Annotated in this window: 25 protein-coding genes; 15 read left to right on the forward strand and 10 right to left on the reverse strand. The window is 69.9% G+C overall.

Going from position 1 to position 25,833, the window contains the following annotated elements:
• Positions 1–15: 15 nt before the first annotated feature.
• The 4 genes from OP79_RS31375 to OP79_RS31390 all read right to left on the reverse strand — a co-directional run bounded on the left by OP79_RS31375 (position 16) and on the right by OP79_RS31390 (position 4,908).
• Positions 16–1,401 carry an NADP-dependent succinic semialdehyde dehydrogenase gene (locus tag OP79_RS31375; RefSeq protein ID WP_033325020.1) on the reverse strand — a complete coding sequence of 462 codons (1,386 nt, stop codon included), beginning with the start codon at positions 1,399–1,401 and terminating at the stop codon, positions 16–18.
• Between the two features lie 65 nt (positions 1,402–1,466).
• Positions 1,467–1,934 carry an NUDIX hydrolase gene (locus OP79_RS31380; RefSeq protein ID WP_033325022.1) on the reverse strand — a complete coding sequence of 156 codons (468 nt, stop codon included), beginning with the start codon at positions 1,932–1,934 and terminating at the stop codon, positions 1,467–1,469.
• A complete protein-coding gene (locus OP79_RS31385) occupies positions 1,931–3,478 on the reverse strand; it encodes an ATP-dependent DNA ligase (protein ID WP_033325023.1) in 1,548 nt (515 codons plus the stop codon). Before OP79_RS31385 ends, OP79_RS31380 begins: the two co-directional genes overlap by 4 nt.
• 500 nt (positions 3,479–3,978) lie before the next feature.
• Complete coding sequence (locus OP79_RS31390; RefSeq protein WP_033325025.1) at positions 3,979–4,908, reverse strand: NAD(P)/FAD-dependent oxidoreductase; 930 nt, start codon at positions 4,906–4,908, stop codon at positions 3,979–3,981.
• 77 nt (positions 4,909–4,985) lie between these two features.
• Between OP79_RS31390 and OP79_RS31395 the strand changes: the two genes are divergently transcribed.
• From OP79_RS31395 to OP79_RS31410, 4 genes are all read left to right on the forward strand, one after another.
• Entirely contained in the window at positions 4,986–5,600 is a 615-nt protein-coding gene (locus tag OP79_RS31395; protein ID WP_051745057.1) for a helix-turn-helix domain-containing protein, read from the forward strand.
• A 93-nt stretch (positions 5,601–5,693) separates the two neighbouring features.
• Positions 5,694–6,671 carry an NADPH:quinone oxidoreductase family protein gene (locus OP79_RS31400; protein WP_033325026.1) on the forward strand — a complete coding sequence of 326 codons (978 nt, stop codon included), beginning with the start codon at positions 5,694–5,696 and terminating at the stop codon, positions 6,669–6,671.
• Positions 6,668–7,885: an acyl-CoA dehydrogenase family protein gene (locus tag OP79_RS31405; protein WP_033325027.1), complete on the forward strand. Its 1,218-nt coding sequence runs from the start codon at positions 6,668–6,670 to the stop codon at positions 7,883–7,885. The genes OP79_RS31400 and OP79_RS31405 overlap by 4 nt, the downstream gene beginning before the upstream one ends.
• Entirely contained in the window at positions 7,882–8,976 is a 1,095-nt protein-coding gene (locus tag OP79_RS31410) for an acyl-CoA dehydrogenase family protein (RefSeq protein WP_033325028.1), read from the forward strand. Before OP79_RS31405 ends, OP79_RS31410 begins: the two co-directional genes overlap by 4 nt.
• Positions 8,977–9,055: 79 nt before the next feature.
• Here the strand turns inward: OP79_RS31410 and OP79_RS31415 are convergent, their stop codons facing one another.
• Positions 9,056–10,006 carry a phosphotriesterase family protein gene (locus tag OP79_RS31415; RefSeq protein WP_033325029.1) on the reverse strand — a complete coding sequence of 317 codons (951 nt, stop codon included), beginning with the start codon at positions 10,004–10,006 and terminating at the stop codon, positions 9,056–9,058.
• A gap of 165 nt (positions 10,007–10,171) precedes the next feature.
• The gene (locus OP79_RS31420; RefSeq protein WP_169786228.1) at positions 10,172–10,876 is read right to left on the reverse strand and encodes a GntR family transcriptional regulator; all 705 of its coding nucleotides are present in this window, start codon (positions 10,874–10,876) and stop codon (positions 10,172–10,174) included.
• 281 nt (positions 10,877–11,157) lie between these two features.
• Between OP79_RS31420 and OP79_RS31425 the strand changes: the two genes are divergently transcribed.
• The 10 genes from OP79_RS31425 (at position 11,158) to OP79_RS31470 (ending at position 22,381) form a co-directional block, all read left to right on the forward strand.
• Entirely contained in the window at positions 11,158–11,937 is a 780-nt protein-coding gene (locus OP79_RS31425) for a sugar isomerase domain-containing protein (RefSeq protein WP_211270896.1), read from the forward strand.
• Complete coding sequence (locus OP79_RS31430; protein ID WP_051745060.1) at positions 11,934–12,626, forward strand: SDR family NAD(P)-dependent oxidoreductase; 693 nt, start codon at positions 11,934–11,936, stop codon at positions 12,624–12,626. The genes OP79_RS31425 and OP79_RS31430 overlap by 4 nt, the downstream gene beginning before the upstream one ends.
• Positions 12,623–13,951 carry an FAD-dependent oxidoreductase gene (locus OP79_RS31435; protein ID WP_078492125.1) on the forward strand — a complete coding sequence of 443 codons (1,329 nt, stop codon included), beginning with the start codon at positions 12,623–12,625 and terminating at the stop codon, positions 13,949–13,951. Before OP79_RS31430 ends, OP79_RS31435 begins: the two co-directional genes overlap by 4 nt.
• Positions 13,952–14,105: 154 nt before the next feature.
• Complete coding sequence (locus tag OP79_RS31440) at positions 14,106–15,077, forward strand: ROK family protein (protein ID WP_078492126.1); 972 nt, start codon at positions 14,106–14,108, stop codon at positions 15,075–15,077.
• Between the two features lie 423 nt (positions 15,078–15,500).
• Positions 15,501–17,177 carry a glycoside hydrolase family 13 protein gene (locus tag OP79_RS31445; RefSeq protein WP_033325031.1) on the forward strand — a complete coding sequence of 559 codons (1,677 nt, stop codon included), beginning with the start codon at positions 15,501–15,503 and terminating at the stop codon, positions 17,175–17,177.
• Between the two features lie 52 nt (positions 17,178–17,229).
• Positions 17,230–18,585, forward strand: a complete 1,356-nt coding sequence (locus OP79_RS31450; RefSeq protein WP_033325032.1) for an ABC transporter substrate-binding protein — start codon at positions 17,230–17,232, stop codon at positions 18,583–18,585.
• Between the two features lie 10 nt (positions 18,586–18,595).
• Positions 18,596–19,975, forward strand: coding sequence for a carbohydrate ABC transporter permease (locus OP79_RS31455; RefSeq protein ID WP_033325033.1), 1,380 nt, complete (start codon positions 18,596–18,598; stop codon positions 19,973–19,975).
• A complete protein-coding gene (locus OP79_RS31460; protein WP_033325034.1) occupies positions 19,972–20,892 on the forward strand; it encodes a carbohydrate ABC transporter permease in 921 nt (306 codons plus the stop codon). The genes OP79_RS31455 and OP79_RS31460 overlap by 4 nt, the downstream gene beginning before the upstream one ends.
• Before the next feature lie 310 nt (positions 20,893–21,202).
• Positions 21,203–22,063, forward strand: coding sequence for a phosphatidylinositol-specific phospholipase C/glycerophosphodiester phosphodiesterase family protein (locus OP79_RS31465; protein WP_033325035.1), 861 nt, complete (start codon positions 21,203–21,205; stop codon positions 22,061–22,063).
• 123 nt (positions 22,064–22,186) lie between these two features.
• On the forward strand, positions 22,187–22,381 hold the full coding sequence (locus OP79_RS31470; RefSeq protein WP_033325036.1) for a hypothetical protein: 195 nt from the start codon (positions 22,187–22,189) through the stop codon (positions 22,379–22,381).
• A 50-nt stretch (positions 22,382–22,431) separates the two neighbouring features.
• Here OP79_RS31470 and OP79_RS31475 read toward each other — a convergent pair whose 3' ends face one another.
• From OP79_RS31475 to OP79_RS31490, 4 genes are all read right to left on the reverse strand, one after another.
• Positions 22,432–22,791, reverse strand: coding sequence for a DUF779 domain-containing protein (locus OP79_RS31475; RefSeq protein ID WP_033325037.1), 360 nt, complete (start codon positions 22,789–22,791; stop codon positions 22,432–22,434).
• 130 nt (positions 22,792–22,921) lie between these two features.
• Positions 22,922–24,094 (reverse strand): GTP-binding protein, encoded by a 1,173-nt coding sequence (locus OP79_RS31480; RefSeq protein ID WP_033325038.1) that lies wholly within the window; start codon positions 24,092–24,094, stop codon positions 22,922–22,924.
• Positions 24,095–24,099: 5 nt separating this feature from the next.
• Positions 24,100–24,270, reverse strand: a complete 171-nt coding sequence (gene rpmF, locus OP79_RS31485) for a 50S ribosomal protein L32 (protein ID WP_033325039.1) — start codon at positions 24,268–24,270, stop codon at positions 24,100–24,102.
• Positions 24,271–24,355: 85 nt separating this feature from the next.
• Positions 24,356–24,937, reverse strand: coding sequence for a hypothetical protein (locus OP79_RS31490; RefSeq protein WP_033325040.1), 582 nt, complete (start codon positions 24,935–24,937; stop codon positions 24,356–24,358).
• A gap of 349 nt (positions 24,938–25,286) precedes the next feature.
• Between OP79_RS31490 and OP79_RS31500 the strand changes: the two genes are divergently transcribed.
• Positions 25,287–25,808 (forward strand): MarR family winged helix-turn-helix transcriptional regulator, encoded by a 522-nt coding sequence (locus OP79_RS31500; protein ID WP_078492131.1) that lies wholly within the window; start codon positions 25,287–25,289, stop codon positions 25,806–25,808.
• The last annotated feature ends 25 nt before the right edge of the window (positions 25,809–25,833 follow it).

Raw genomic sequence — 25,833 nt, forward strand, 5'->3', positions numbered from 1 at the left:
GTAACTGCGGAACGCTCACGCTCCGTGCCATACGGTGGTGATGTTGCAGAACTCGCGGATTCCGTGTCCCGACAGCTCACGTCCGTAGCCGGAGCGTTTGACCCCGCCGAAGGGGAACGCCGGATGGGACGCCGTCATCCCGTTGACATAGACACCGCCCGCTTCCAGATCGCGTACGAAGCGGTCGATGTCGGCCTCGTCGCGGGTCCAGACGTTGGAACTCAGCCCGAACGGCGAGTCGTTGGCGATCGCCACCGCCTCGTCGAGGTCGGCGGCACGATAGAGCGTGGCGACCGGGCCGAAGGTCTCCTCGCGGTGGATGCGCATGGCGGGGGTGACGTCGGTGAGGACCGTCGGCGGGTAGTACCAGCCGGGCCGGTCGGGCCGTTCGCCGCCGCACAGCACCGTCGCGCCGCTCTCCACCGCCTCGTCCACCAGCTCCGCCAGACCGTCGCGGCCCTGCTCGCTGGAGAGCGGGCCGACGTCCGTGTCCTCGTCCAGCGGGTCGCCGACCTTCAGCGCCTTCATGCCCGCCGTGAAGCGCTCGGCGAAGGCGTCGAACACGTCCGTGTGCACGATGAACCGCTTGGCGGCGATGCAGGACTGCCCGGTGTTCTGCACACGGGCCGTCACCGCGGTCTTCGCCGCCCGGTCGAGGTCGGCCGACGGCATCACCACGTACGGATCGCTGCCGCCCAGCTCCAGCACCGTCTTCTTGACCTCGTCACCGGCGACCGAGGCGACCGCGCGGCCGGCCGGTTCGCTGCCGGTGAGCGTCGCAGCCTTGACCCGTTCGTCGCGCAAGATGCCCTCGACCTCGCCGGAGCCGATGAGCAACGTCTGGAAACAGCCTTCCGGGAAGCCCGCCCGGTGGAACAGTTCCTCCAGGCAGAGGGCGGTCTGCGGCACGTTCGAGGCGTGCTTGAGCAGTCCGACGTTCCCGGCCATCAGCGCGGGCGCGGCGAACCGGATCACCTGCCAGAGCGGGAAGTTCCAGGGCATCACCGCGAGCACCGGGCCGAGCGGCCGGTAGCGCACGAGCACCCGGGAGGCACCGGAGTCGCGCGCCTCCGGCTCCGGGGCCTCCTCGTCGGCGAGCAGTTCCTCGGCGTGGTCGGCGTACCAGCGCATCGCCTTCGCGCACTTCGCGACCTCCGCGCGGGCCTGCTTGATGGGCTTGCCCATCTCCGTGGTCATCACGCGGGCGGTGTCCCGGGCGTCCTCCTCCAACAGATCGGCGGCCCGGCGCATCAGCCGTGCGCGCTCGGCGAACGAGGTGGTGCGATACGTACGAAACGCGGCGTCGGCGGTCGCGAGCCTGCGCTCGACCTCCTCGGCGCCGAGAGCGTCGTAGGTCTTGAGCGTCTCGCCGTTTGCCGGATTCACCGTCGCGATGGGCATGACGACCTCCTGAATACAGGCACCGGAGCTTGTCTGTCGGATCCGCGTACCCACGCGCAGCCGCTTTAGCCGACGTGCTCCTCGAGGCGGTCCAGGAACTCCGCCTGGGCCTTGACGATCACGGCTCGCGCCCGGTCGAGCCCGAACCACTCCACCCGGCTCAGTTCGGGGAACTCCTTGAGCCGGCCCGAGCCCTTCGGCCACTCCATCTGGAACGTCCCCGGTACCACCGTCGCCGGGTCGAGGTCGGCCTCGATCGCCCACGCGGTGACGATCTTGCCGTTCGCCTGCCGGACCTCGCCGAGCGGCACGGCCTCGCCGTCGGGCGGCTCCAGGCCCAGTTCCTCGCGGAACTCCCGGTGGGCCGCGTCCCAGGCCGGCTCGTCGGGCTCGTACTCACCCTTCGGTACGGTCCACGCGCCGGCGTCGCGACGTTCCCAGAAGGGGCCGCCCATGTGTCCGAGCAGTACCTCCAGGCCGTCGCCGGTGTGGTGGAACAGCAGCAGGCCCGCGCTGCGGCGAGGGGCTTTCACCGGGGCACCTCCGGGTGCGCGGCGAGCAGCATCTCGACGGTGTCGGCCTCCGCCGGGGTCTTGTCCTCGCGGTAACGGACGACGCGGGCGAAGCGGAGCGTGACGCCGACCGGGTAGCGGGTGGACTTCTGCAGACCGTCGTAGGCGATCTCGACGACGAGCTCGGGCCGTACGGTCACCACATGGCCGTTGTCCTTGACGGCGATCTCGCGCAGCCGCTCGGTCTGCCAGACCAGCATCGCGTCCGTCATGCCCTTGAACGTCTTGCCCAGCATGGCGAACGAGCCGTCCGGATTCCGCGCCCCCAGATGCAGGTTGGACAGCTTGCCGGTGCGCCGCCCGTGCCCCCATTCGGCGGCCAGGACCACCAGGTCCAGCGTGTGTACGGGTTTGACCTTCAGCCAGGAGGCACCGCGCCGGCCCGCGCTGTAGGGGGCGTCGAGGCCCTTCAGTACGACGCCCTCATGGCCGCGCTTCAGCGTGTCCGCGAGGAACCGTTCCGCGGCCTCGCGCGCCTCGCTGTCCGCCGGATCCGCCACGAGCGTGCGCCGCACCCGCATCGGCTCGGGAACCAGCCGGGCCAGCTCCGCGTGGCGGTCGGCGAACGGCAGGTCGAGCAGGTCGTGACCGTTCACGGAAAGTGCGTCGAAGAAGACGGGGGAGACGGGCAGGGCCTCGGCCGCCGTGCCGACGTCCACACGGGAGCCCACCCGCCCGGAGATGTCCTGGAAGGACTTCGGCCGGCCGTCCTCGTCGAACGCGATGACCTCGCCGTCCAGAATGAACCGCTCGCCCTTCAACTCCCTTGCTGCGGAAGTGAGTTCGGGCAGACGGTCGGTGATGTCGTCCAGGGTGCGCGTGTAGAGGCGTATGTCGTCGCCGTCGCGGTGGACCTGGACGCGGATGCCGTCCAGCTTCTCCTCGACGGCGCAGGCGCCGAGCTTGCCGATCGCCTCCGCCACGGACGCGGCGCTGTGCGCCAGCATGGGCAGGACCGGACGGCCGACGGTGAGCCGGAACTCGTCGAGCGCCTCCGGGCCGTCCGCCAGCAGTCGCTGCGCCACGGTCTGCAGCGAACCGGCCAGCATCACCGCGCGCCGTACGTCCGCGGAGGGCGCCCCGGTCGCCTCGGCGAGCCCTTCGACGGCGACGGCGTCGAGGGCGCCCTGCCGCACCTCTCCGCTGAGCAGCCCGAGCAGGAACCGCTGCTCGTCCGCGGTGGCCGCCGCCATCAACTCCCCGACCAGTCGCAGGCGTTCGGCCTGCGAGCCGGTGCCGGAGATGCCCGCGAGCGCGGTCAGCCTTGCGTCCACGTCCCGGACGCTGAGTGTGGGCTCTCCGGCCGGGGCGACTGGTCGGCTGAGCACCTTCCAGCCGATGCCGATCCGCCCCTGCGGGAGGCGTCCCGCCAGGTACGGGATCACGATCGGCGCTTCCTCGGCCTGCGCGTCCCGGAACAGCTCGGCCAGTAAGCCGATCTTCCGGGATCGCGCAGGGGTGGCGGCGACCTCCTGCGACACATTCGCGAGCCGGGCGAACAGCATGTAGCCATTGTGTCTCGGGTGCGGGTTGGTGGGTGGCTGGTCGCGCCCACGCGGCGGAGCCGCACATCGATACAGCCCCGCGGGGTGCCTCCGGCGGTTGGGCGGGGCGCCTACGGGGGTGGAGGGTTGGGTTCGTTCGGCGACTGCGGGTTCGTTGTGGTTGCTCGCGCAGTTCCCCGCGCCCCTGGGTGGGTGGGGGGTGGCGGGGTCGTGGGCCGGTGCGTCAGCCCGTCGCAGGGCGGGCATACGACCCTTAGCTGGTACAGGGTGCGGGTTCTCCGAGACCGGAGCTAAGCGACGGGCATACGACGCACCGGCCCACGCCCCCTCCCGCCGGAGGGAAGCTGCGGGTTCGTTGTGGCTGGGAGTGGGTGGAGCCGCAGGCTTTTTAGGGGCGCGGGGCTGTATCGATTTGCGGCTCCGCCGCGTGGGCGCGACCAGCCACGACGGACCCGCAGTCGCCCGTGAACCGAACCCACCTTCCCGGTAGGCGCCCCTGCTCAGCCGCCGGAGACGATGTCTGCGAACAGCAAGTCCCCGTTGATCATGGCCCCCGCTCGATAGCCCAACGCAGCCGCGTTGATCACCTGCTCCGAGAACCCCACAGCATTGCCCGCCGCCCAAACGCCCGGCACGCTGGTGCGACCCGCTTCGTCCACGGCCGCGTACACGCCGAACGGCGTCTCCTCCAGGTCGGCACCGAGCTGCTCCAGCAGCCCCGTACGCGGAACGGCCCGCGGCGCCACGAACACCACGGAGCGCTCGTGCTCGGACCCGTCCGCAAGACGCACCCCGGTGAGCCGATCGTCCGAGACGACGAGCGCCGCCACCTCGCCGGGAACCACGTTCACCCCGGCCGCAGCAAGGTGGCGCAGGTCCTCGTCCGAGAGTTCGGACTCGGCGACCGTGTGCAGGAAGAAGGAAACGTCCTTGGACCACTGCGTGACCATCAGCGCCTGGTGCACGCTCATGACGGACGTCGCAAGCACCCCGAACGCCTGGTCGCGAACCTCCCAGCCGTGGCAGTACGGACAGTGCAGCACATCCCGCCCGAAGCGCTCCGCGACCCCGGGCACCGTCGGCAACTCGTCCGCAAGCCCGGTCGCGACGACCAGTCGACGCGCATGCACCGTCCGCCCGGATTCCAGCGTCACGTCGAACTCCCCGGCGTCGTCCCGCGCGACGTCCGCCGCACGGTCCCGTACCAGCTCGACCCCGTATCGCTGAATCTCCCGCCGCCCCTCGGCGAGGAACTCGGCGGGCGACATCCCGTCCCGCGACAGATAGCCCTGCATGTGCGCGGCGGGCGCGTTGCGCGGCTCGCCCGCGTCGACGACGAGCACCTGGCGCCGCGCGCGTCCCAGTACGAGCGCGGCGGACAGTCCGGCCGCGCCGCCTCCGACGACGACCACTTCGTAACGATCGGTCATGGTGACCACCTCCACACACAAGGTCGCCCGAACGCTGCCGTATTGACAAACATCTTTGCCGAAACTGCAATAGACGCATGAGCGAGCGTGAGAGTGAGCACGGGACGGACCTGAACGAGCGGGACACCGACGAGGTTCTGGCGGGAGTCGGCCCCCGGCTGCGACGGATCAGGAAGGAGCGAGGTGCGACCTTGGCGGGTCTGTCCGAGGCCACCGGTATCTCCGTGAGCACCCTCTCCCGGCTGGAGTCAGGCCTGCGCAAGCCCAGCCTGGAGCTGCTGCTGCCGATCGCCCGGGCCCACGAGGTGGCTCTGGACGAGCTGGTGGGGGCTCCGCCGGTGCGGGATCCGCGGGTCCGGTCCCAGCCGATCGAGCGGCACGGGCGCACCTACTGGCCGCTCACCCGCCAGCCAGGCGGACTCCAGGCGTTCAAGGTGCTCGTACCGCAGGGGCAGGAGGAGCCAGAACCCCGTGTCCACGAGGGGTATGAATGGCTCTACGTCCTCTCTGGGCGGCTGCGGTTCGTGCTGGGCGAGCACGACGTGGTGCTCACGGCTGGGGAGGCCGCCGAGTTCGACACACGCGTGCCGCACTGGTTCGGGTCGACGGGGGAGGGGCCGGCGGAGTTCCTCAGCCTGTTCGGGCCGCAGGGGGAGCGGATGCACGTACGGGCACGGCCCAAGCGGTCGTGATGTGCGTGGCGGTAGCCTGATCGGCAAGCGACTGCTTAGTATGCAACCGACCCCGGTCAGACGACGCAGTCTCGTGTCCCGTGGAGGCCCCGCATGCAGGCATGGCAAGTGCACCAGAACGGCGAGCCGAGCGAGATGATGCGGCTCGAGGACGTGGAGCGGCCGGTGCCCGGCGAGGGCCAGGTCCTGCTCAAGGTGCGCGCCGCGAACATCAACTTCCCGGACGCCCTGCTGTGCCGCGGGCAGTACCAGATCAGGCCGCCGCTGCCGTTCACGCCCGGCGTGGAGATCTGCGGTGAGACCGAGGACGGGCGGAGGGTCATCGCCAACCCCGCGCTGCCGTACGGCGGCTTCGCCGAGTACGCGATCGCGGACGCCGCGGCCGTACTGCCCGCTCCCGAGGCGCTCGACGACGCCGAGGCCGCGGCTCTGCACATCGGCTACCAGACGGGATGGTTCGGTCTGCACCGCCGGGCAGGTCTTGAGGCCGGCGAGACGCTGCTCGTCCACGCTGCCGCAGGAGGGGTCGGCAGCGCGGCCGTACAGCTCGGCAAGGCCGCGGGCGCCACGGTCATCGGGGTCGTGGGCGGGTCCGACAAGGCGGACGTGGCACGGGAGTTGGGGTGCGACGTCGTCATCGACCGGCGTGCCGAGGACGTCATCGGCGCCGTGAAGGAGGCGACCGGCGGCCGGGGCGCGGACGTGATCTACGACCCGGTCGGCGGTGCGGCGTACGCGCAATCCGCCAAGGTCGTCGCCTTCGAGGGGCGGATCGTGGTCGTGGGCTTCGCGAGCGGGTCGATTCCCAGTCCGGCCCTGAACCACGCCCTGGTGAAGAACTACTCGATCATGGGCCTGCACTGGGGCCTCTACAACACCAAGAACCCGAAGCTGGTCCTGCGCTGCCACGAGCAGCTCACCGAACTGGCCGCCCGCGGCGCGATCAAGCCGCTGGTCAGCGAGCGCGTACCGCTGGGCGGTGCGGCTGCCGCCGTGCAGCGTGTCGCCGACGGCGTCACCATCGGGCGCGTCGCCGTCATCCCTGGTCTCACTGAAGGAGGAGCGGCATGACCGACGCCGCCGAACTGCGGGGTCGTACGCAGGAGTTGCTGGCTGCCCACCCTCCCGCCACCACTGACCGCCTCGACTTCCTCAAGGCCCGCTTCGACGCCGGACTCGCCTGGGTGCACTACCCGCAGGGCCTCGGCGGACTCGGCGCGCCGCGCTCTCTCCAGGCCGTCGTGGACGCCGAGTTGGAGGCCGCGGGCGCCCCCGACAACGACCCACGGCGTATCGGCATCGGCCTCGGCATGGCGGCGCCGACGATCCTCGGCTTCGGTACGGAGGAGCAGAAGCGCCGCTTCCTCAGGCCTCTTTGGGTGGGTGAGGAGGTCTGGTGCCAGCTGTTCAGCGAGCCGGGCGCCGGCTCCGACCTGGCCGCACTGGGCACCCGTGCGGTGCGTGACGATGGGAGTCCCTCCCGCTCGAGCGAAGCCGAGAGTGGGGGAGACTGGGTCGTCAACGGACAGAAGGTGTGGACGTCCAGCGCCCATGTCGCCCGCTGGGCCATCCTCATCGCCCGTACCGACCCGGACGTGCCCAAGCACCGCGGCATCACGTACTTCATCTGCGACATGACCGACCCCGGCGTCGAGGTGCGACCGCTGCGCCAGATCACCGGCGAGGCCGAGTTCAACGAGGTGTTCCTCACCGACGTCCGCATTCCCGACTCCCACCGTCTCGGGGAGGTCGGCGACGGCTGGCGGGTCGCGCAGACGACGCTGATGAACGAGCGCGTGTCCATCGGCGGTATGCGTATCCCGCGCGAGGGCGGCATGATCGGCCCGGTCTCGAAGACCTGGCGCGAGCGCCCCGAACTGCGCACCCACGACCTCCACCAGCGGCTCCTCACCCTGTGGGTCGAGGCCGAGGTCGCCCGCCTCACCGGCGAACGGCTGCGTCAGCAGCTCGTCGCGGGCCAGCCCGGCCCCGAGGGCTCGGGACTGAAGCTCGCGTTCGCCCGCCTCAACCAGGAGATCAGCGGCCTTGAGGTCGAACTCCTCGGCGAGGAAGGCCTGTTGTACGAGGACTGGACGATGCGACGCCCCGAACTCGTCGACTTCACCGGGCGCGATGCCGGCTACCGCTACCTCCGCTCCAAGGGCAACAGCATCGAGGGCGGGACCAACGAGGTCCTGCTGAACATCGTCGCCGAGCGCGTCCTTGGCCTGCCCGCCGAGCCGCGCACCGACAAGGACGTCGCCTGGAAGGACCTCGCCCGATGACAGCGCAGCGCCCACAGCCCGACCTGCTGTACTCGGAGGAGGAAGAGGCGCTGCGCGCGGCCGTACGCGACCTTCTCACCGACCACTGCGACGCGGCGGACGTCATCGCCCGCGTGGAGTCCGGTACGCCGTACGACCCCGAGCTGTGGAAGGCCCTCGCCGACGGCATGGGTCTTGCGGGGCTCCTCGTCCCCGAGTCGTCGGGCGGCCAGGGCGCCACACACCGCGAAGTCGCCGTGGTGCTGGAGGAGTTGGGCCGCGCGGTCGCTCCCGTCCCCTATCTGACGAGCGCGGTCGTCGCCACCGAGGCCCTGCTCGCCTACGGGGCCGACGACCTCCTCGGCGAGCTCGCGTCCGGGCGGCGGATCGGCGCCCTCGCCGTCGCGCTGAACGTCGCTCCCGGCGCCGCCTACCAGCTCGTACGACATGAGAACGGCGCCCTGCACGGGGAGTTGACCGGCATCGCGGACGCGGCCGTCGCCGACGTACTGCTCGTGCCCGCGGACGACGGCGGTCTGTACGCGGTGGAGGCCGACGCCGTGACCGTCAGCCCGCAGGTGTCCCTGGACCTGACCCGGCCGGTGGCGACGGTGGTGCTCGAGGGCGCGGCCGGCCGCCTGCTGGGGGATGCCGAACCCGCCGTACGACGCGGCCTGCGGGCCGGAGCCGGACTGCTCGCCTCCGAGCAACTCGGCCTCGCCGACTGGTGTTTGACCGAGACGGTCCGCTACCTGAAGGAGCGCAAGCAGTTCAACCGGCCCGTCGGCGGCTTCCAGGCCCTCAAGCACCGGCTCGCCCAGCTGTGGCTGGAAGTCGTCAACACGCGCGCCGCGGCCCGAGGCGCCGCCGACGCGCTGGCCACCGGGAGTACGGACGCGGATGTGGCGGTCGCGCTCGCCCAGGCGTACGCGGCACCCGTCGCGGTCCATGCCGCCGAGGAGGCAGTGCAGTTGCACGCCGGCATCGGCATGACGTGGGAGCACCCCGTGCACCTGTACCTGAAGCGGGCCAAGGCCGACTCGATCGCGTACGGAACAGCGGGCCGCCACCGGGAGGCGCTGGCCGAACTGGTCGACCTCCCAGCACCCTGACGTACACCTGCTCACACCCGTGAGAAGCCCGCCCCACCTGGGGTGGGGCCGACGGCGCGGCCGCGGCTCGGCGCTGCCCTCACACGGCAGGGGTCTCTTTGCCCAGGAGTGCCTGGGGGGCGTAACGCAAAACGGTCTCGACCGCCTCGTCGCCCAGACGCCGGCGCAGCCGCGGGACGAACTCCCGGCCGAGTACGTCCATTCCCGGCCCGCCGCCGTACGCGGTGAGCGAGGACTTGCGTCCGACGTCGGTCCCCAGGCAGACGTGACCCAGTTTGCCGGCCTCGGCCATGCGCTCGACCAGGTCGAGGACGACGGAGTCCGGCCGGTACTTGATCCGCCCGATCGTGTCGTAGACGAGGTGGGCGCCGCGGGCGATCAGGTCGAGGTGGAGTTCCGGATCGGGGTTGCGGTCGGTGTGGGCGAGCAGGACCCGCCCGGCCGGCAGGCCGTGCTTGTCCAGGAGGTCCAGGGCGGCGTGTGCGGCGGTCCCGACCTCGGTGTGGACCGCCACGGCCACGCCTGTCTGCCGGGCCGCCGTCGCTCCCGCGGCGAACCAGCGTTCCTCGTGGCGGTCGATCCGGTGGTACGAAGCCCCGAGCTTGATGACGCCGGCCTTGTGAGAGCTGGGAATGGGGCGCGGGAAGTCCCAGTCGTGGCTGTCCATGCCGATCCGCAGGTCGTCCAGGAGGACGTCGAGAAGCGTGGCGTCGTCGGCGTGGCGGGCCCAGTGAGCGGCCGGGTAGTGCGCGCTGCGGTGGAAGCCGGTCGCGGCCACGACATGGACGGCGCTTGTGCGGGAGACCTCGGCGAGCTGGACGGGGCGGCGTCCGAGGCCGACCGGGGTCAGGTCGACGACGGTACGGATGCCGCTCGCCGCCACCCGCAGGAGTTCGGCCGCCGCCTTGCCGGTGTCGAGGAACTCGTCACCCGGGTTGACCGGCGTACGCAGGAAGACGTGCTCGTGGGCATCCACCGCGCCGAGTTCGTCAGCGGCGACAGGGCCCAGGACTGTCTCGACGACAGGCATGCTGTTCTCCTTCACGATGCCGACCCTCCGACCGGTGTCGGGGACCCACCCCGGCTCGGGCCGGGGGAGCCGGGCGCGACGACCGACAGTTCGAGCCGTGGTACTGGTACCGGCGGTCATGACCGGTGGCCGGAGACCGACCGGCCAGGCCAGTTCAGAAGCCCCCTAGGCCAGTTCGATGTGGAACACGAAACGGGAACCCGCATAGCGGGATTCGGTGAGTTCGACGGGTGTGCCGTCGCCGGTCGTGATCAGTCGGCGCTCGACGAAGATGGCCGCCCCGACGGGCAGTTCGAGAAGGGCGGCATCGTCCTCGGTGGCGATGGCCGCTATCTGCGTTCCGGTTGCCCGGGAGGGGGCGAAACCCTGCTCGGTGAGGGCCTGGTGCAGCGAGCCATGGGCCAGGTCCTCGCGCAACAGCCAGGCACAGGACGGTGGCAGCACGACGTTCTCGATCGCCATCGGCTGCTCGTCGGCCAGCCGCAGCCGCCGTACATGAACGACGTTGGACCGAGGAGCGAGCCTGAGCGCGGTCGTCTCCTCCTGGCTGCCCACGCGCAGTTCACTGGCCAGGACGGTCGATGACACGGTCATGCCGCGCAGGGCCATCTCCTCGGTGAAGGAGCGCAGTTTGCCCATCTGGCGGTGGACCTGCGGTTCCCCCACGAATGTGCCGACCCCGGAGATCCGGTAGATCACACCCTCGGCGACCAGACGCTGGGTCGCCTGCCGGACAGTCATCCGGCTGACTTGGAACAAGTCGCACAGTTCCGCGTCGGACTCGATCTGATCCCCGGGCTTCAGCCCCGCGATCCGGCTGCGGATGTGCCGTTCGACTGCTTCATGTCGCGGCATGGGCCGCCGAGCCACGGCTTTCCTCCCTTTGTCTGTACCGGTAGCCCCGCTGTCTATACCGGTAGGTCTCCGCAGCATAGGCCGTCACCTTGGCGTGCGTCCACACCGGTCCGCTGGACTGTAAGCCGGTGATCAATCGGCACAGATGCTTGACGTTGTGTTGGTTGCCGCCTTAGCGTCCTGGGCGTACTACCTGTCTAGACTTACTTCGCTGGGCGCTGCTCCGCAGGAGCGCAGTCTCTGTCCTGTCTCCGCCCACGTCCTGTCTCCGCCCTTGTACCGAGAGGTATCTGCACGTGCCATCGTGGATCCGTACCGCAGTCGGGATCGTCGAGCAGATTGCCGAGTCCCAGGCCGGCGCCGTCGAGGCCGCGGCCCAGATCGCCGCCAGGTCGATCGCCGACGACGGCGTCGTCTACACCTTCGGCACCGGTCATTCGCGCATGCCGGTGGAGGAGATATTTCCCCGCTACGGCTCCTATCCCGGCTTCCAGCCGCTGGTGGAGCTCTCGATGACGTTCCACACCCAGGTGGTGGGGGCCAACGGGCAGCGGCAGGCGATGTTCATCGAGCGCGTCGAGGGGCTGGCCGACCAGATCCTGGCCAACTTCCGGCTGCGCCCTTCGGACAGCATGTTCATCTTCAGTGTCAGCGGGCTCAACGCCGTCCCCATCGAGATGGCGATGGGCGCGAAGAAGGCAGGGCTGCCGGTCATCGCGGCCACGTCGCTGCAGGAGACGAACGCCGCCGAACCGCGGCATCCGAGCGGCTCCCGGCTCGCCGACCACGCCGATGTGGTGATCGATCTGGGATCGCCGGTCGGCGACGCCATCTGCCACGTCGACGGCCTGGACGTTCCCGTCGGCCCGGTGAGTACCTTCACCGCGATCGCCGTGGTCAACGAGATCAAGGTCCGGGTCGCCGAACTGCTGGCCGAGTGGGGCGCCATGCCGCCGGTCATCACCAGCTCCCGCCTGGTCGGCGCGGACCGCAGCAACGAGCTGTTCGAGGGCGCCTATCTCGAGTTCGCCCGCCGCTCCGCCGCCGCTCTGCGCACCGCGGACGGTGCACCGTGAAGCGGCTGCTGGTGGCCGGTGCTCGGGGCGGGATCGGCGCCGCGTGCGTCAACGCGGCGCGCGCCGCCGGTGCCGAAGTCTTCGAGGCCGACCGCGATACGTACGACATCACCGTGTCCGCGGGTGCCGATGCGGCCGTGGCGCGAGCTGCCGAGGCCCTGGACGGTCTGGACGGCATCGTGCACGCGGTGGGCATGTCCGGCCGGCGTCTCGGCGACGGGCCGGTGGACGAGTGCGGCGACGAGGCCTGGCGTGAAGTGCACCGGGTCGATCTCGACTCGGTGTTCTACCTGTTGCGTGCCGGCATGCGGCGGCTGTCCGGCTCGGGCGGGTCGATCGTCGTGATCGGCTCCGCCCTGGCGAGCACACTCGATGAGGACTTCCTCACCGCGGCCTACGCCAGCGCGAAGGGCGCCCTGGTTCCCCTGGTGCGCTCGGCCGCGTTCACCGGCGCCCCCAAGGGGGTGCGCGTCAACATCGTCGCGGCCGGCCTGGTGGACACCCCGATGGCCGCCCGTGCCATGACCGATCCCGCGATCCAGGACCGGATGCCGCGGCTGATGCCGCTCGGCGCGCGGGCCTGCAGCCCCGAAGAGATCGCCGACACCGTCATGTGGCTGCTGTCGGACTCTTCCTGCCGCACGACCGGCGCGGTCGTCCCCGTAGACGGAGGGTGGCACCTGAGGTGAACGGCACACGCGTCAACCAGGCGGAGGCCGAGCGCCATCCGCTGCTGTGGGACGGTGATGTGGTGGTCGTCGGCGGAGGCTCGGCGGGCTCCGCGGCAGCCGTCGCGGCCGCCCGACGGGGCTCCTCCACCCTGCTCGTGGAAAGCGCCGCTCACCTGGGCGGCACCGGGGCGAGCGTCCTGGACACGTTCTACGGCTTCTACGCGCCCGGCACGGGGGAGCGCGTCGTCGGCGGCGTGGGCTGGGAGGTGTGCCAGGAGCTCACCGATCGCAAGGCGGCCTTCGAACGCCCCAACACCTACGGCGCGGGCACCGGCATCACCTACGACCCCGAGACACTCAAGCTGGTCTGGGACGAACTCACCGGCAGGGCCGGTGTGCGGGTCCTGTTCCACGCGCGTGCGTCACGGGTGGTGATGGAGGGTCAGGACGTTCTCGGCGTGGTCGTCGAGACGGTCGCCGGCCCCGGATTCGTACGGGCCCAGGTCGTCGTCGACGCCAGCGGTGATGCCGACATCGCCTGGCGCGCGGGGGCTGCGCTGGAGCGACCCGCCGAGGACCGCGTCGTGCAACCGCTCACCCAGACCTTCCGGCTCGCCGGTGTCGACGCCGAGGCGACCTCGACGGCGGAGCTGCACCGCCTGATGGCTCTGCACGCCGACTCGGGAGCGTACGAGCTGCCCCGGCGCGAAGGTTCTGTCCACCGGACCACCGAACCCGGGGTCGTCCACACCAACGTGACCCGCGTCAGCGGCGTCGACCCGACCGACCCGTGGCAGCTTTCCGGAGCCGAACAGGAGGGGCGTCGCCAGGTCGTCGAGTACACCCGGTTCCTCGTCGAGCAGGTGCCGGGGTACGAACGGGCTTTCCTCATCGCGTCCGCGCCGCGGATCGGCGTGCGGGAGAGCCGCCGTCTGATCGGCGAGTACGTCCTGGGCAAGGAGGACGTCCTGAGTGCGCGTCAGTTCGATGACGCCATCGCGCGCTGTGGGGCTCCTATCGAGGACCATGCCGCCGGGCAGCGGACGATCTGGCAGTACGTCGGCTCCGGTGACCAGACGCCCACCGGCCGCACTTACGGTGTGCCCTACCGATGCCTGCTTCCCCGTGGCGTTGACGGTCTGCTCGTCGCGGGCCGGTGCCTGTCGGCCACCCACGACGCCCATGCCTCCGTCCGCTCCATCGGACAGTGCATGGCGATGGGGCAGGCCGCCGGGGCCGCGGCGGCCTTGGCGGTCTCCGCCGGATGCCGGCCCCGCGACGCGAACATCGTCGAACTGCGTGAGCAACTCGCAGCCGACGGCGCCCTGATCGCACCCGACTGACCGTCCCGGCGTAAAAGGCTAGACAGGTTTGCGACCGTCTGCCGCTGGCTCGACGTTTCTGATTCTTTACGTCTCAACTGATTGACTGGATGATTTACGCGCCCTAACTTTCCGTTAAGTCTATACAGGCAATACTGATCCATCAGGAGATCGTATGGTCGCGACCAGAGGCGGTCCTCGTCCCGAAGGGTCCGCCCTTGGGGTGGACATCGGGGGCACGAACATCAAGTGGGTGCACCGCGCCGGCGCGGTCGTCGTCGCACGGGGCATGCTGCCCACACCGGCCGCCGGTCCCGCGCAGGTCGCCGCCACCATCGCCGAACTCGCCGAGGCACGCACCGTCGAGGCCATCGGCGTAGCGCTGCCCGGCCATCTGAGCCCGGACCTGCGCTCCACCACCACCATTCCGAACATCGACGGCGAGTGGCAGGGCTACCCGCTTGCGGACACGCTCGAAAGCGCGACCGCGAAGCCCGTCCTGCTGATGAACGACGCACGCGCGTTCGCCTCGGCGGAACTCGCTCTGGGCTCCGCGCGCGGTCACACCGACGTGGTGTTCATGACCATGGGCACCGGGATAGGCGGTGCGATCGCCCTGGGCGGCAGCGTCCTGCGCGGCCCCGGCGACAGGATCGGCGAAATCGGGCACATGACTGCCGCGCCTGGCGGAAGCCGCTGTGCGTGCGGAGCCCGCGGCTGCCTGGAGACGGTGTCGGGCGGCCGGGCCCTGGCAGTCGCCTGGTCCCGGGTCCTCGCCTCGCGCGGGACCGCGGACCAGGACCGGACCGCGACACCCGAAGACCTGGTCCAGGCCGCCCAGTCGGGCGACACCATGGCCCGGGAGATCCTCGATACCGCCGCCACGGCAGTAGGTACGGTCCTGGGCAGCGTGCTGACCCAGCTCGGTCTCTCGACGGTCGTCGTCGGCGGTGGCGTGGCGCCGGCCTTCGGCGTGATGCGACCGGCCGTCGAACTGGCACTGCGCGACCGTCGGCGACTGATCGGACCGGTGACGTTCCTGGCCGCCGCACTCGGCCCGTACGCCGGCGCGATGGGGGCGGCGCTGAACGCCACGGCACAGCCCCTCGCCGTCGCTTCGGCACTGCCTCGGTTATCCGTGATCTGACGGTCCCTCAGCACCCTTCGGCGAGCGGCGCGATCGGCGGACCGCCCTTCCTCCGCATCGGCGGGTGTCGCGCCGGCGAACGGCGTTCCGGCCTCACCGGCGGGCATCGCGCCGGCGAATGGGCTTCCGTCCTCATCGGTGGCCTCACAACCGGCGACCCTGCTTGGCCCGGCGAACGAATCCTTGCCCGTCAGCCGTCAGCCGTCAGCCGTCAGCCGTCAGCCGTCAGCCGTCAGCCGTCAGCCGTCAGCCGTCAGCCGTCAGTGCCGCCTGCCAACCGGCCTCCCCATCCGCATCTCATCTGCATCCCCTCCCCTCCCAACGCGCCTTCCGCGGTGCGGGATCCGGCGCCCAGTCGGCCGGCCGTCGCCCTCCCCGCTCGGCGGCCGGTCTCCATCACGCCCAGCCCAGGACGGTTTCCCGATGATCGACGCATTCGTCGACGACGGCTCGGTACAGAACGAACCGCGCCCCTCCGAGCGGCCAGAGCACACCGCACGACAGCAGTGGTGGCGCACCGCCGTCATCTACGAGGTGTACGTCCGCAGCTTCCTCGACAGCACCGGGGACGGCATCGGCGACCTCGCCGGTGTCCGCGCGGGCCTGCCGTACCTCAAGCGACTCGGTGTCGACGGCATATGGCTCAACCCGTTCTACCCCTCGCCGCAGTACGACCACGGCTACGACGTCGCCGACTACTGCGACGTGGACCCGGTCTACGGAGACCTGGACGAGTTCGGCGGCCTGGTGGACGACGCGCACCGACTCGGGTTCAAGGTGCTCATCGACATCGTCCCCAACCACTGCTCCAGCCGCCACCCGTGGTTCCTGCAGGCCCTGGCCGAAGGCCCGGACGGCGGTCCGGGCAGATCCCGCTTCCACTTCGCCGAGGGTCGTGGTGCGGGCGGCGAACTGCCGCCCAACAACTGGCACTCCATGTTCGGCGGACCCGCCTGGACCCGGGTGACCGAGCCGGACGGCACGCCGGGCCAGTGGTACCTGCACCTGTTCGGGCCGGAGCAGCCCGACTTGAACTGGCGTAACCCCGAGGTCGGCGACTACTTCGAGCAAGTACTGCGGTTCTGGCTGGACCGTGGCGTCGACGGGTTCCGCATCGACGTGGCCACCGGCCTCTTCAAGCATCCCGCACTGCCGGACTCCCCGGACCCGGCAGCCGACGCGCGCGCCCGGGACACGGTCAACCCCCTGGCGTGGAACCAGCCCGAGACCCACGGTGTCTGGCGCACCTGGCGCGCCATCTGCGAGGAATACACCGCACGGGACGGCATCGACCGGCTGCTCGTCGGAGAGGTGTCCGTGCGCACTCCGGCCGAGCAGGCCGCCTATGTCCGCCCGGACGAGCTCCATCAGGCGTTCTTCTTCCACATGCTGACGGCCCCCTGGGACGCCGCCACCTTCCGCCGGGTCATCCAGGACGCGCTGCGGGACATAGCCGACACCGGGTCGACCATCACCTGGGTGCTCAACAATCACGATCAGGTCCGCACCGTCACCCGGTACGCGGCCTCCGCGCGCGCCCGCGCCGCCGCGCTGCTGATGCTCTCCCTGCCCGGCGCCGCCTACATCTACCAAGGCGAGGAGCTGGGCCTGCCGGAGGTCGTCGACCTGCCCGACGAGGTGCTCACCGACCCGATCTTCCATCGCAGCGGCAGCCGCGTGGGCATCCGGGACGGCTGCCGAGTACCGCTGCCGTGGTCGGGGCACATGTCCCCGTTCGGTTTCACCTCGGGCGAAGGCGTCGCCAAGCCTTGGCTGCCCCAGCCCGAATGGTTCGCGGAGCACACCACCGAGCGGGGCATGGCCGATCCCGATTCCTTCTGGCATCTGTACCGCGACGCGCTGCGGTTGCGCCAGAGCCTGCCGTCGCTCGGCAACGGGACACTGCGCTGGCTGGATTCCCCGCCGCAGGTCCTGGCCTTCGTCCGCGGTGACGGGCTGGTGTGCGCCGTCAACTTCGGCGACGTCTCCTGTCCCGCCCCGGTCCACGGCACACCGCTGCTCGCGAGCGGTCCCTGCCCGCCCGGCACCCTCCCTGGCAGCACTGCCGCCTGGTGGGTGGCCGACGGCCTCACCGACTGACCCGTTGTCCGTCGCAACACGTTCCGTACGTCTTTCACAAAGGAGTGACCCAATGAATGGCAGAGCGGCAGTACTGACGGCCGTCGCCGTCCTGATGATCGGGGCCGCCGGGTGCGGTTCCTCGGACAAGGACGCCTCCAGCGCCCCCGCGACCACCGGTGCGGGCGGCGCCTCCACGTTGGACCTGCCCAAGCTCGACGGGCAGAAGCTGCAGGTGGCCGGCGTCTGGACAGGCGCCGAGCAGAAGAACTTCCTCAAGGTACTGGCCCGCTTCGACGAGTTGACGGGGGCAAGCACCACCTTCGTGCCCACCGGCGACAACGTGTCGACCTTCGTCGGCAGCAAGATCCAGGGCGGCTCTCCGCCGGACGTGGCCCTGCTGCCCCAGCCCGGCGTGCTGCAGCAGTTCGCCAAGGAGGGCTGGCTCAAGCCGCTCCAGCCCGCCGTGACCAAGGAGCTGGACCAGAACTACAGCAAGGCCTGGCGCGACCTGAGTACGTACGAGAACAAGCAGTACGGCGTGTTCTTCAAGGTCACCAACAAGTCCTTGTTCTGGTACAACACGGCGATCTGGGAGCAGGCTGGACTGAGCACCACCCCCACCACCTGGGAGCAACTGCTCAAGGACGGTCAGACACTCTCCGACTCCGGCACCCCGCCGTTCTCCATAGGCGGCGCCGAGGGCTGGCTCGTGACCGACTGGTTCGAGAACATCTACCTCAGCCAGGCCGGCCCGGCCATGTACGACAAGTTGACGAAGCATCAGATCAAGTGGACAGATCCATCGGTGACCAAGGCGCTGACCACGCTGGGCCAGATCTTCGGCAGGCCCGATCTGATGGCCGGAGGCACGCGCGGCACGCTGCAGACCGACTTCCCCACCTCGGTCGGCCAGGTCTTCTCCGACCCGCCCAAGGCCGCGCTGGTCTACGAGGGCGAGTTCATCGCGACCAACATCACCCAGGAGACCACGGCCAAGGTCGGCACCGACGCCAAGGTCTTCCCCTTCCCGTCCGTGGACGGCGGCAAGGCGCCAGTGGTGAGCAGCGGCGACGTCGCGGTCGCGCTCAAGGACGGCGAAGGCGCGCAGGCACTGATGCGCTTCCTGGTTTCCCCGGAGGCGGCGGAAATCGCCGTACAGCAGGGCGGTTTCCTGTCTCCGAACAAGGCGGTCGCCTTCTCCAACTACCGCGACGACACCGTACGGGGCATCGCGAAGAACCTGATCAAGGCCGGCGACAACATCCGGTTCGACATGTCCGATCAGGCGCCGGCCGCGTTCGGCGGAACCAAGGGGCAGGGGGAGTGGAAGGACCTGCAGGACTTCCTCGCCAAGCCATCCGACGTAGCGGGCGCGCAGAAACAGCTCGAAGCGGACGCCGCGAAGGCGTTCGCCAAGGCTGGCTGAGGCAGCCGCCATGTCACAGACCCTTTCCCCTCCGTCCCCCGCCGCCCCCGCGGCGGCGGGGGCACCCGCCCGCCGCAGGAGGAGGACGCTCCGAGGCCGTAGCTGGATCGCGGTCTTCTTCCTGCTGCCCGCGCTGGTCCTGCTCGGCGCACTCGTGGTGTATCCGATCGTGTGGTCGGTGATACGCAGTCTCTTCGGCCCCGACGGATTCACGCACTTCGTCGGGCTCTCCAACTACACCGACGTCTTCACCGACCACCAGACCCTCATCGCCATCAAGAACAATGCGATCTGGGTCGTGGTCGCACCCGTCGCGGCCACCGGGCTGGGCCTGATCTTCGCCGTGCTCACCGATCGGATCCGCTGGGGCACGGCATTCAAACTGGTCGTCTTCATGCCGATGGCCATCTCCATGCTGGCCGCCGGCATCATCTTCCGGCTGGTCTACGACCAGGACCCCGGCAAGGGCGTGGCCAACGCGGTGGTGACCGGCGTCCACGACACCTTCTTCAAGGCATCGGCGTATCCCGGGGCCCACCCCCGGGTGGCGGGCCCCGGCAGCGGCACCCTGACCGGGCCGGTCGGCGGCCCCTACACCAGCGGGCCCGTCAGCGCCGATGGCGGTCCGGCCACACTGCCACTGGTCGGTGTGCAGCCCAGCACGCTGACCGACGCGACGCAGGCCGCTTCGCCGAGTTCCTGCCCACAGGGCGCGTTGTGCGGCACGGTCTGGCTGGACTTCCAGCCGGGCGGCAGCACCCCCGGGAAGATCGACCAGGGGGAGAAGGCACTGTCCGGCGTCCGGGTCGAGGCTGTGCGTGACGGGGACGTCATCGCCACGGCGACCGCCGCCGAGGACGGCACCTTCGCCCTGCCCACGAACCGGCTCGGCGCCTCACCGGTTCAACTGCGCCTGCCCGCCACGAACTTCACCGAGCAGTACGCGGGTGTCAACTGGCTCGGCCCGACCCTGGTCACCTGGTCGATCATCGGTGCCTACGTCTGGATGTGGACGGGCTTCGCGATGGTCCTCATCGCCGCCGGGCTGGCCGGGATTCCCCGGGAGTTGCTGGAGGCCGCACGTGTCGACGGCGCGAGGGAGTGGCAGGTCTTCCGCCGTATCACGGTGCCGCTCCTGGCGCCGGTGCTGGGCGTCGTCCTGGTCACGCTGGTGATCAATGTGCTGAAGATCTTCGACCTGGTGTACGTCATCGCGCCCGGCGCCAGCCAGCAGGACGCCAACGTACTGGCCCTGCAGCTCTATCTGTCCTCCTTCGGCGGCGGCAACGACCAGGGCACCGGCAGCGCGCTCGCCGTGCTCCTGCTCGCCCTGGTGGCGCCGGCCATGTTCCTCAACATCAAGCGGTTCCGAAAGGAGAGGTCACGATGACAACCCTTCAGACCGCCCAGGCCGGCCAGACCGACGCCACCGTCCCCACTGCCTCCGGCCGCCCGGGTCCGGGCGCTGCAGCCCGCGCGGCGCGTCGGCTCGTCGGCGGATCCACACGTCTGGTCCTGCTGGTGGTGGCCATGTTCTGGCTGCTGCCCACCGTCGGCCTGCTGCTCTCCTCGCTGCGCGGGCCACTGGACATCGGGTCGTCCGGCTGGTGGACCGTGCTCACCAAGCCCGCGCAACTGACCCTGCACAACTACACCAGCCTGCTGGACGACCCGACGATCACGCATTCGTTCCTGAACAGTCTGCTGATCACTGTCCCCGCCACCCTGCTGGTGGTGGTTGTCGGCTCACTCGCCGGGTACGTCTTCGCCTGGGTCGAATTCCCAGGCCGGGACTGGGTGTTTCTGCTCATCGTCGGCCTGCTCGTGGTGCCCCTGCAGGTTGCGCTGGTGCCCATCACCAGCCTGTTCGGGGATCTCGGGATCTTCGGCAGCATCGTCGGCGTCGTCCTCTTCCATGTCGCTTTCGGCCTGCCGTTCGCGATCTTCCTGCTCCGGAACTTCTTCGCGGGCATCCCGCGCGAACTGCTGGAGGCCGCCCGTCTCGACGGGGCGGGCGAGTTGTGGCTCTTCGTCCGGGTGGTGGTTCCGCTCGGCGGGCCGGCGATAGCCTCGCTCGGCATCTTCCAGTTCCTGTGGGTCTGGAACGACATGCTCGTCGCGCTCATCTTCGCCGACGCGGATTCGGCCCCACTCACCGTGGCCCTGCAACAGCAGACCCGCCAGTTCGGCACCAATATCGACGTCCTGTCCTCCGGTGCCTTCCTCTCCATGATCATCCCGCTGGTGGTCTTCTTCGCCTTCCAGCGGCAGTTCGTCAGCGGTGTCATGGCAGGAGCGCTGAAGTAAGCCGCTCCTGCTCGCGTCTCCGGCCCGGACCGGACAACTGCCCGGTCCGGGCCGGAGACGCGAGGCGTTCCAGACCCCGCCCCAGGGGGCCGTACCGCCAGTGATGGTGGCCTGCGCCGACCCCTGGGAAGCGCCTATGGAGGCGGGCCTTTCCGTTTGTGGGGATGGGCGTTGCCGCGTCCGATGCTTCGCCGAAGTGAACGAACAGCGGCAGTCCGGCCAACTCCCCGCACGCCACTGCTCTTTGGTCCCACTGGGACCCCATACTCGCTGAGGTTCCACATATGGCACACCCTCAGGGAGGCAGAGCATGGCCCTCACCACCCGTCGCAGAGCGCTCACCACCTTCGCCACCGCCCTGGCGGGCACCGTCGCCGTGCCCGCGTACGCCCAGGCGAGCGAACGGAAGCACGGCCCGCGCCCGCTGTGGCGCGCCCACGCGCACAACGACTACCTGCACCCCAAGCCCCTCTTCGACGCCCTGGACCACCGATTCGGCAGCCTCGAGGCCGACATCTTCCTCGTCGGCGACCAGCTCCTGGTGGCCCACGACGCGGTCGACCTCGACCCGGCCCGCACCCTCGAATCCCTCTACCTCGACCCGCTCGCCCGCCGTGTGAAGGCCAACCACGGTTCGGTGTACCGGGGTTACCGCAAGCCGATCCAACTGCTCATCGACCTCAAGACCGAGGGCTCCTCGACGTACCTCGAACTCGACCGCCATCTGCGCCGCTACAAGCACCTGTTCACGACGTATGCGCACGGGCGTGTCTTCCCCGGCCCGGTCACCGCCGTGATCTCCGGCGACCGGGCGGCCCGTACGCCGATGGAGGCCCAGACCGTGCGGCGCGCCTTCTACGACGGCCGACTCGCCGACCTCGGCAGCCCGGCGCCCGCCTCCTTCATCCCGCTGATCAGCGACAACTGGACGCTCAACTTCACCTGGCAGGGCATCGGCCCGTTCCCCGAAGCCGAGCGCCAGAAGCTGCGGGGCATCATCTCGGCGGCTCACTCGCGTCGCCAGAAGGTCCGCTTCTGGGCCACGCCCGACCTGGCGGGCCCGGCCCGTGACGCGCTCTGGGGCGAACTCCTCGCCGCCGACGTCGACTACCTCAACACTGATGATCTCGCGGGGCTCGAGAAGTTCCTGGACGCCAACGACAGGACCTGACCCAGCGCTTGCACAAGCAGTCAACACACGTTCGGCGGACACGTCAGCCGCCCGGACGAACCCTCCGCTACGCCACACTTACGGCCGAAAGCCGCGATGTGGGCGTGGCGGAGGAGGTTGACGATGGCCATTTCCATCTCTGTGGTGCTGCTGCTCGTGGTGCTGGTGGTGATCTTCATCCGCAACAAGGCGCTGAAGATCCCGCATGCCTTGGTATGCATCCTGCTCGGCTTCTATCTCGCGAGCACAGACCTGGCGCCGACCATCCACGACGGCATCTCGGCGACAGCGGAGATGATCAGCGGCCTGAACCCCTGAGCCCCCAGCGGGGTCTCACGATCTGCCGCATGGTGGTAGCCGTGACGATGCTATGTGCCGACAAGACGCGAACGGATCAGGAAACGCACCCCTTCGGGTGCCTCCAGCGAGAAGCCGCTGCCCCGCCCCTCCACCACGTCGATGATCAGCCGGGTATGACTCCACACCTCGAACTGGCTCTTCGACATCCAGAACGACACCGGCTCGTCCATGCCCTCGACGGTGAGCGAGGCCAGCAGCACATCGGAGTCACCGGTCCGGAACTCGCCCTCCGGATAACACATGGGCGCACTACCGTCGCAACAGCCACCGGACTGATGGAACATCAGCGGTCCGTGAACGGCACGAAGACGGCGCAGCAGCTCGGAAGCGGCGGACGTCAGCTCCACGCGCGGGGCGGATGAGGTCACCGTGCATCACTCCTCGGCGCTTGCCGGTGCTGGACGGTGACTCAGCCAACCAACTGCCCCGTTGCAAGAAGGTTGCACGCGGAGAAGCGATCGGCAGCGCCGTGGCCGGCCACCGCCCGACCCGGAGTCTTCAGCCTCCTGGCACGAGTTCGGAATGCTCGTGCTCGCAGGCATCGTCGATGCCGTACGTGTCCCAGACGGGGAACGGATCGCTGAGCGGCCTGCTCTCGCCGTCCCTCATCAGGCAGTCGGCCAGCGCCGCCCGCAGTGCCTCGGCGCGCAGCCCGGTGCCGATGAACACCAGCTCCTGGCCGGAGGGGCCCTCCGCGCCACGGGCGCCGGAGGGCTCGAAGCGGGCGACGGAACCGGCCTGCGACCACAGCCCCGTCACCTGCGGGCGGCTCGCCAGCCAGAAGAAGCCCTTGGACCGCAGGACCTGCCCGAAGGCCCCGCTGTCGAGCTTCTCGGTGACGAACGTCCACAACCGCCCCGGATGGAAGGGTACTTGGGAGCGGAAGACCGTGGAGGAGATGCCGTACTCCTCGGTCTCCGGGACGTGGTCGCCGTTCAGTTCCATGACCCAGCCCGGCGCCTGCTGGGCACGATCGAGGTCGAAAAGACCGGTGCCGAGCACCTCGCCGACGTTCACCCGGCCATGGGCGACGGGAACGATCCTCGCCACCGGGTTGAGGCGGGTGAGGGTCGCCCGCAGGCGGGCCGCGTTCTCGTCGTCGACCAGGTCGAGCTTGTTCAGCACGATGACGTCGGCAAACTCGATCTGGTCCATCAGCAGATCACTGACGGTGCGCTCGTCGTCCTCGTACTGGTCGAGGCCCCGCTCGGCGAGCTCGTCGCCGTCCGTCAGCTCCGGCAGGAAGTTCGCGGCGTCGACGACCGTGACCATGGTGTCGAGCCGGGCCAGATCACCGAGTACGGCCCCGTCGTCGCGGGCGAAGGCGAAGGTGGCGGCGACCGGCATCGGCTCGGAGATGCCGCTGGACTCGATGAGGAGATAGTCGAAGCGGCCCTCGCGGGCCAGCCGGTCGACCTCCTCCAGCAGATCGTCGCGCAGCGTGCAGCAGATGCAGCCGTTGGTCATCTCGACCAGGCGTTCCTCGGTGCGCGAGAGGGCGGCCTCGCCGCCGCGCACGAGGGCGGCGTCGATGTTGATCTCGCTCATGTCGTTCACGATGACCGCGACGCGCAGTCCCTCACGGTTGCCGAGGACATGGTTGAGCAGGGTGGTCTTGCCCGCGCCGAGAAACCCGGACAGCACGGTCACGGGCAGCCGGTCGTCCGCCATGCCGCTCAGCCCTCGGGGTGCAGCAGACCGCGCTCGTACGCCTTCACCAGCCGCTGCGGCACCTGGTGGACGGTCCCGTCGATCGTGACCGGCACGAGCTGCGGAGTGCTGGCCTTCCACTGGGCGCGACGGTGACGGGTGTTGCTGCGGGACATCTTCCGCTTGGGAACGGCCATGGGGTCCTCCTTGGTGGGCGGGCGACCCCGACGCTACATGAAAATGGATCCCATTACTAAGTGGGCTGCCGCGGCGGCGAACGGATCAGCCCGAGACGAGGCGGAGGATCGCGGTGCCGTCGGGACCCGGCACCAGCTGCAGCGCGACCGTGCCGGCCTCCTTGGCGGGCGGCTTACCGGCCGCTCCGCACTGGGTGCCGCTGCCGTTGCTGTAGAAGAAGGTGGTGCAGCCGCTGCCCTCGCCGCTCGCCGTGCCGCCGGCCGAGCTGCCGTTGGTGCTGGTGCCCTGGGTCACCTTGTAGTCGACCTCGTTCTTGCCGACCTTGGTCACGGACAGCTCGGCGGGACCGTCCGGGATCTTGAAGTTGATCGTCACCGGCTTGGACACCGCGATCTCGCAGTTGCCGTCGGTGCAGGCACCGGGGTCGGTTCCGTCCGCCGCCGTCACTGTCGGGGACGGGCTGGAGGTGGCGGGGGACGGGCTCTTCGGGGTGTTGTCGGTACTGGAGTCCGGGGCCTCGGTGTCCGCCGCGCCCGCGCCCGCGGCGGAATCCCCGGAGTCCTCGCCGGAACCGCCGCAGCCGGCCACGGTCAGCATGGCGAGCATCGCCAGCAGAGCACCGCCCGCCAGCCGTCCCGTACGTCCTGCCGTGGTCAGCCTCGTCATGGTTCCATCCCTTTCGCGGCTCGTCCGGAGACCGGGCGGCCGAGTCTATTGAGGGTGCCGCGGGACGGGTCCCGAACGGCCGCCCTGATTCGGGGACGGCGAACTCGTCGAGGCGGACGAGGTGTTGGTCGCCATCGGCTCCCTGCCGAACACCGAGTGGCTCGCGGGCAGCGGCCTGGCGGTGGGGGACGGGCTGGTGGGTGCTCTCGCCGTGGGTATGACGCCGAAGGCGATCCGGCCGTGGCGGCAGGCCATCGCGAATCGTTCGGTCCGGATGGAGTACCGGCGTCCAGGCAAACGCGCGGCGGAACTTACTTGAGTTACGCAATAAGATGGTAAAGTGATGGGTATGTCCACACCATCTGCGGCAACCACCCCCGCCTCCACGGAAGTGATCGAGATCGAGCGGGCGCTCACGCGTGTCGCCTATCTCATGGGCCGAACGCGTCAGCACGACCGGCTCATGGCGCTGGCCGGAGTGCCGCTGGATCGTGCCGCCGTGGCACTCCTGCGGCAGATCGGCGACTCCGAGCCGATGCGCCCCGGCGAGCTGGCGAACCGGCTGGCCGTGGAGGCCTCCCACGTGACCCGGCAGGTGCAGCAGCTGGAGAAGGGCGGCTACGTCACCCGCGTACCCGACCCCGACGACCGCCGCGCCCAGCGCATCCAGATCACCCCGGCCGGCCAGGAAGCCGTCGACCGCATCCGCGAGATGAGCGCCCGCGGTATGCAGATGGCCCTGTCCGACTGGTCACCCCAGGAACTCCAGCAGCTCGCCGCGCTCTTCCACCGCATGGTCGACGACTTCCTCTCCTACTCCCCGGAACTCGGCGCCGGAGAGAAGACAGGCCCGGCGGCAGGCAAGGCCTGACCCGGCTGCTGCCGTACGGGCGACC

It is taken from the genome of Streptomyces yerevanensis (assembly GCF_000716805.1).
GTDB lineage: Bacteria > Actinomycetota > Actinomycetes > Streptomycetales > Streptomycetaceae > Streptomyces > Streptomyces flaveus.

Bases quoted from the DNA above. Each gene is read 5' to 3' on its own strand.
- OP79_RS31455 (WP_033325033.1), top strand. From the start codon at position 18,596: ATGTCACAGACCCTTTCCCCTCCGTCCCCCGCCGCCCCCGCGGCGGCG.
- OP79_RS31490 (WP_033325040.1), bottom strand. From the start codon at position 24,937: ATGACGAGGCTGACCACGGCAGGACGTACGGGACGGCTGGCGGGCGGT.
- OP79_RS31460 (WP_033325034.1), top strand. From the start codon at position 19,972: ATGACAACCCTTCAGACCGCCCAGGCCGGCCAGACCGACGCCACCGTC.
- OP79_RS31450 (WP_033325032.1), top strand. From the start codon at position 17,230: ATGAATGGCAGAGCGGCAGTACTGACGGCCGTCGCCGTCCTGATGATC.
- OP79_RS31480 (WP_033325038.1), bottom strand. From the start codon at position 24,094: ATGGCGGACGACCGGCTGCCCGTGACCGTGCTGTCCGGGTTTCTCGGC.
- OP79_RS31470 (WP_033325036.1), top strand. From the start codon at position 22,187: ATGGCCATTTCCATCTCTGTGGTGCTGCTGCTCGTGGTGCTGGTGGTG.
- OP79_RS31440 (WP_078492126.1), top strand. From the start codon at position 14,106: ATGGTCGCGACCAGAGGCGGTCCTCGTCCCGAAGGGTCCGCCCTTGGG.
- OP79_RS31390 (WP_033325025.1), bottom strand. From the start codon at position 4,908: ATGACCGATCGTTACGAAGTGGTCGTCGTCGGAGGCGGCGCGGCCGGA.
- OP79_RS31375 (WP_033325020.1), bottom strand. From the start codon at position 1,401: ATGCCCATCGCGACGGTGAATCCGGCAAACGGCGAGACGCTCAAGACC.
- OP79_RS31445 (WP_033325031.1), top strand. From the start codon at position 15,501: ATGATCGACGCATTCGTCGACGACGGCTCGGTACAGAACGAACCGCGC.
- rpmF (WP_033325039.1), bottom strand. From the start codon at position 24,270: ATGGCCGTTCCCAAGCGGAAGATGTCCCGCAGCAACACCCGTCACCGT.
- OP79_RS31500 (WP_078492131.1), top strand. From the start codon at position 25,287: ATGTCCACACCATCTGCGGCAACCACCCCCGCCTCCACGGAAGTGATC.
- OP79_RS31400 (WP_033325026.1), top strand. From the start codon at position 5,694: ATGCAGGCATGGCAAGTGCACCAGAACGGCGAGCCGAGCGAGATGATG.
- OP79_RS31385 (WP_033325023.1), bottom strand. From the start codon at position 3,478: ATGCTGTTCGCCCGGCTCGCGAATGTGTCGCAGGAGGTCGCCGCCACC.
- OP79_RS31415 (WP_033325029.1), bottom strand. From the start codon at position 10,006: ATGCCTGTCGTCGAGACAGTCCTGGGCCCTGTCGCCGCTGACGAACTC.
- OP79_RS31410 (WP_033325028.1), top strand. From the start codon at position 7,882: ATGACAGCGCAGCGCCCACAGCCCGACCTGCTGTACTCGGAGGAGGAA.
- OP79_RS31465 (WP_033325035.1), top strand. From the start codon at position 21,203: ATGGCCCTCACCACCCGTCGCAGAGCGCTCACCACCTTCGCCACCGCC.
- OP79_RS31395 (WP_051745057.1), top strand. From the start codon at position 4,986: ATGAGCGAGCGTGAGAGTGAGCACGGGACGGACCTGAACGAGCGGGAC.
- OP79_RS31405 (WP_033325027.1), top strand. From the start codon at position 6,668: ATGACCGACGCCGCCGAACTGCGGGGTCGTACGCAGGAGTTGCTGGCT.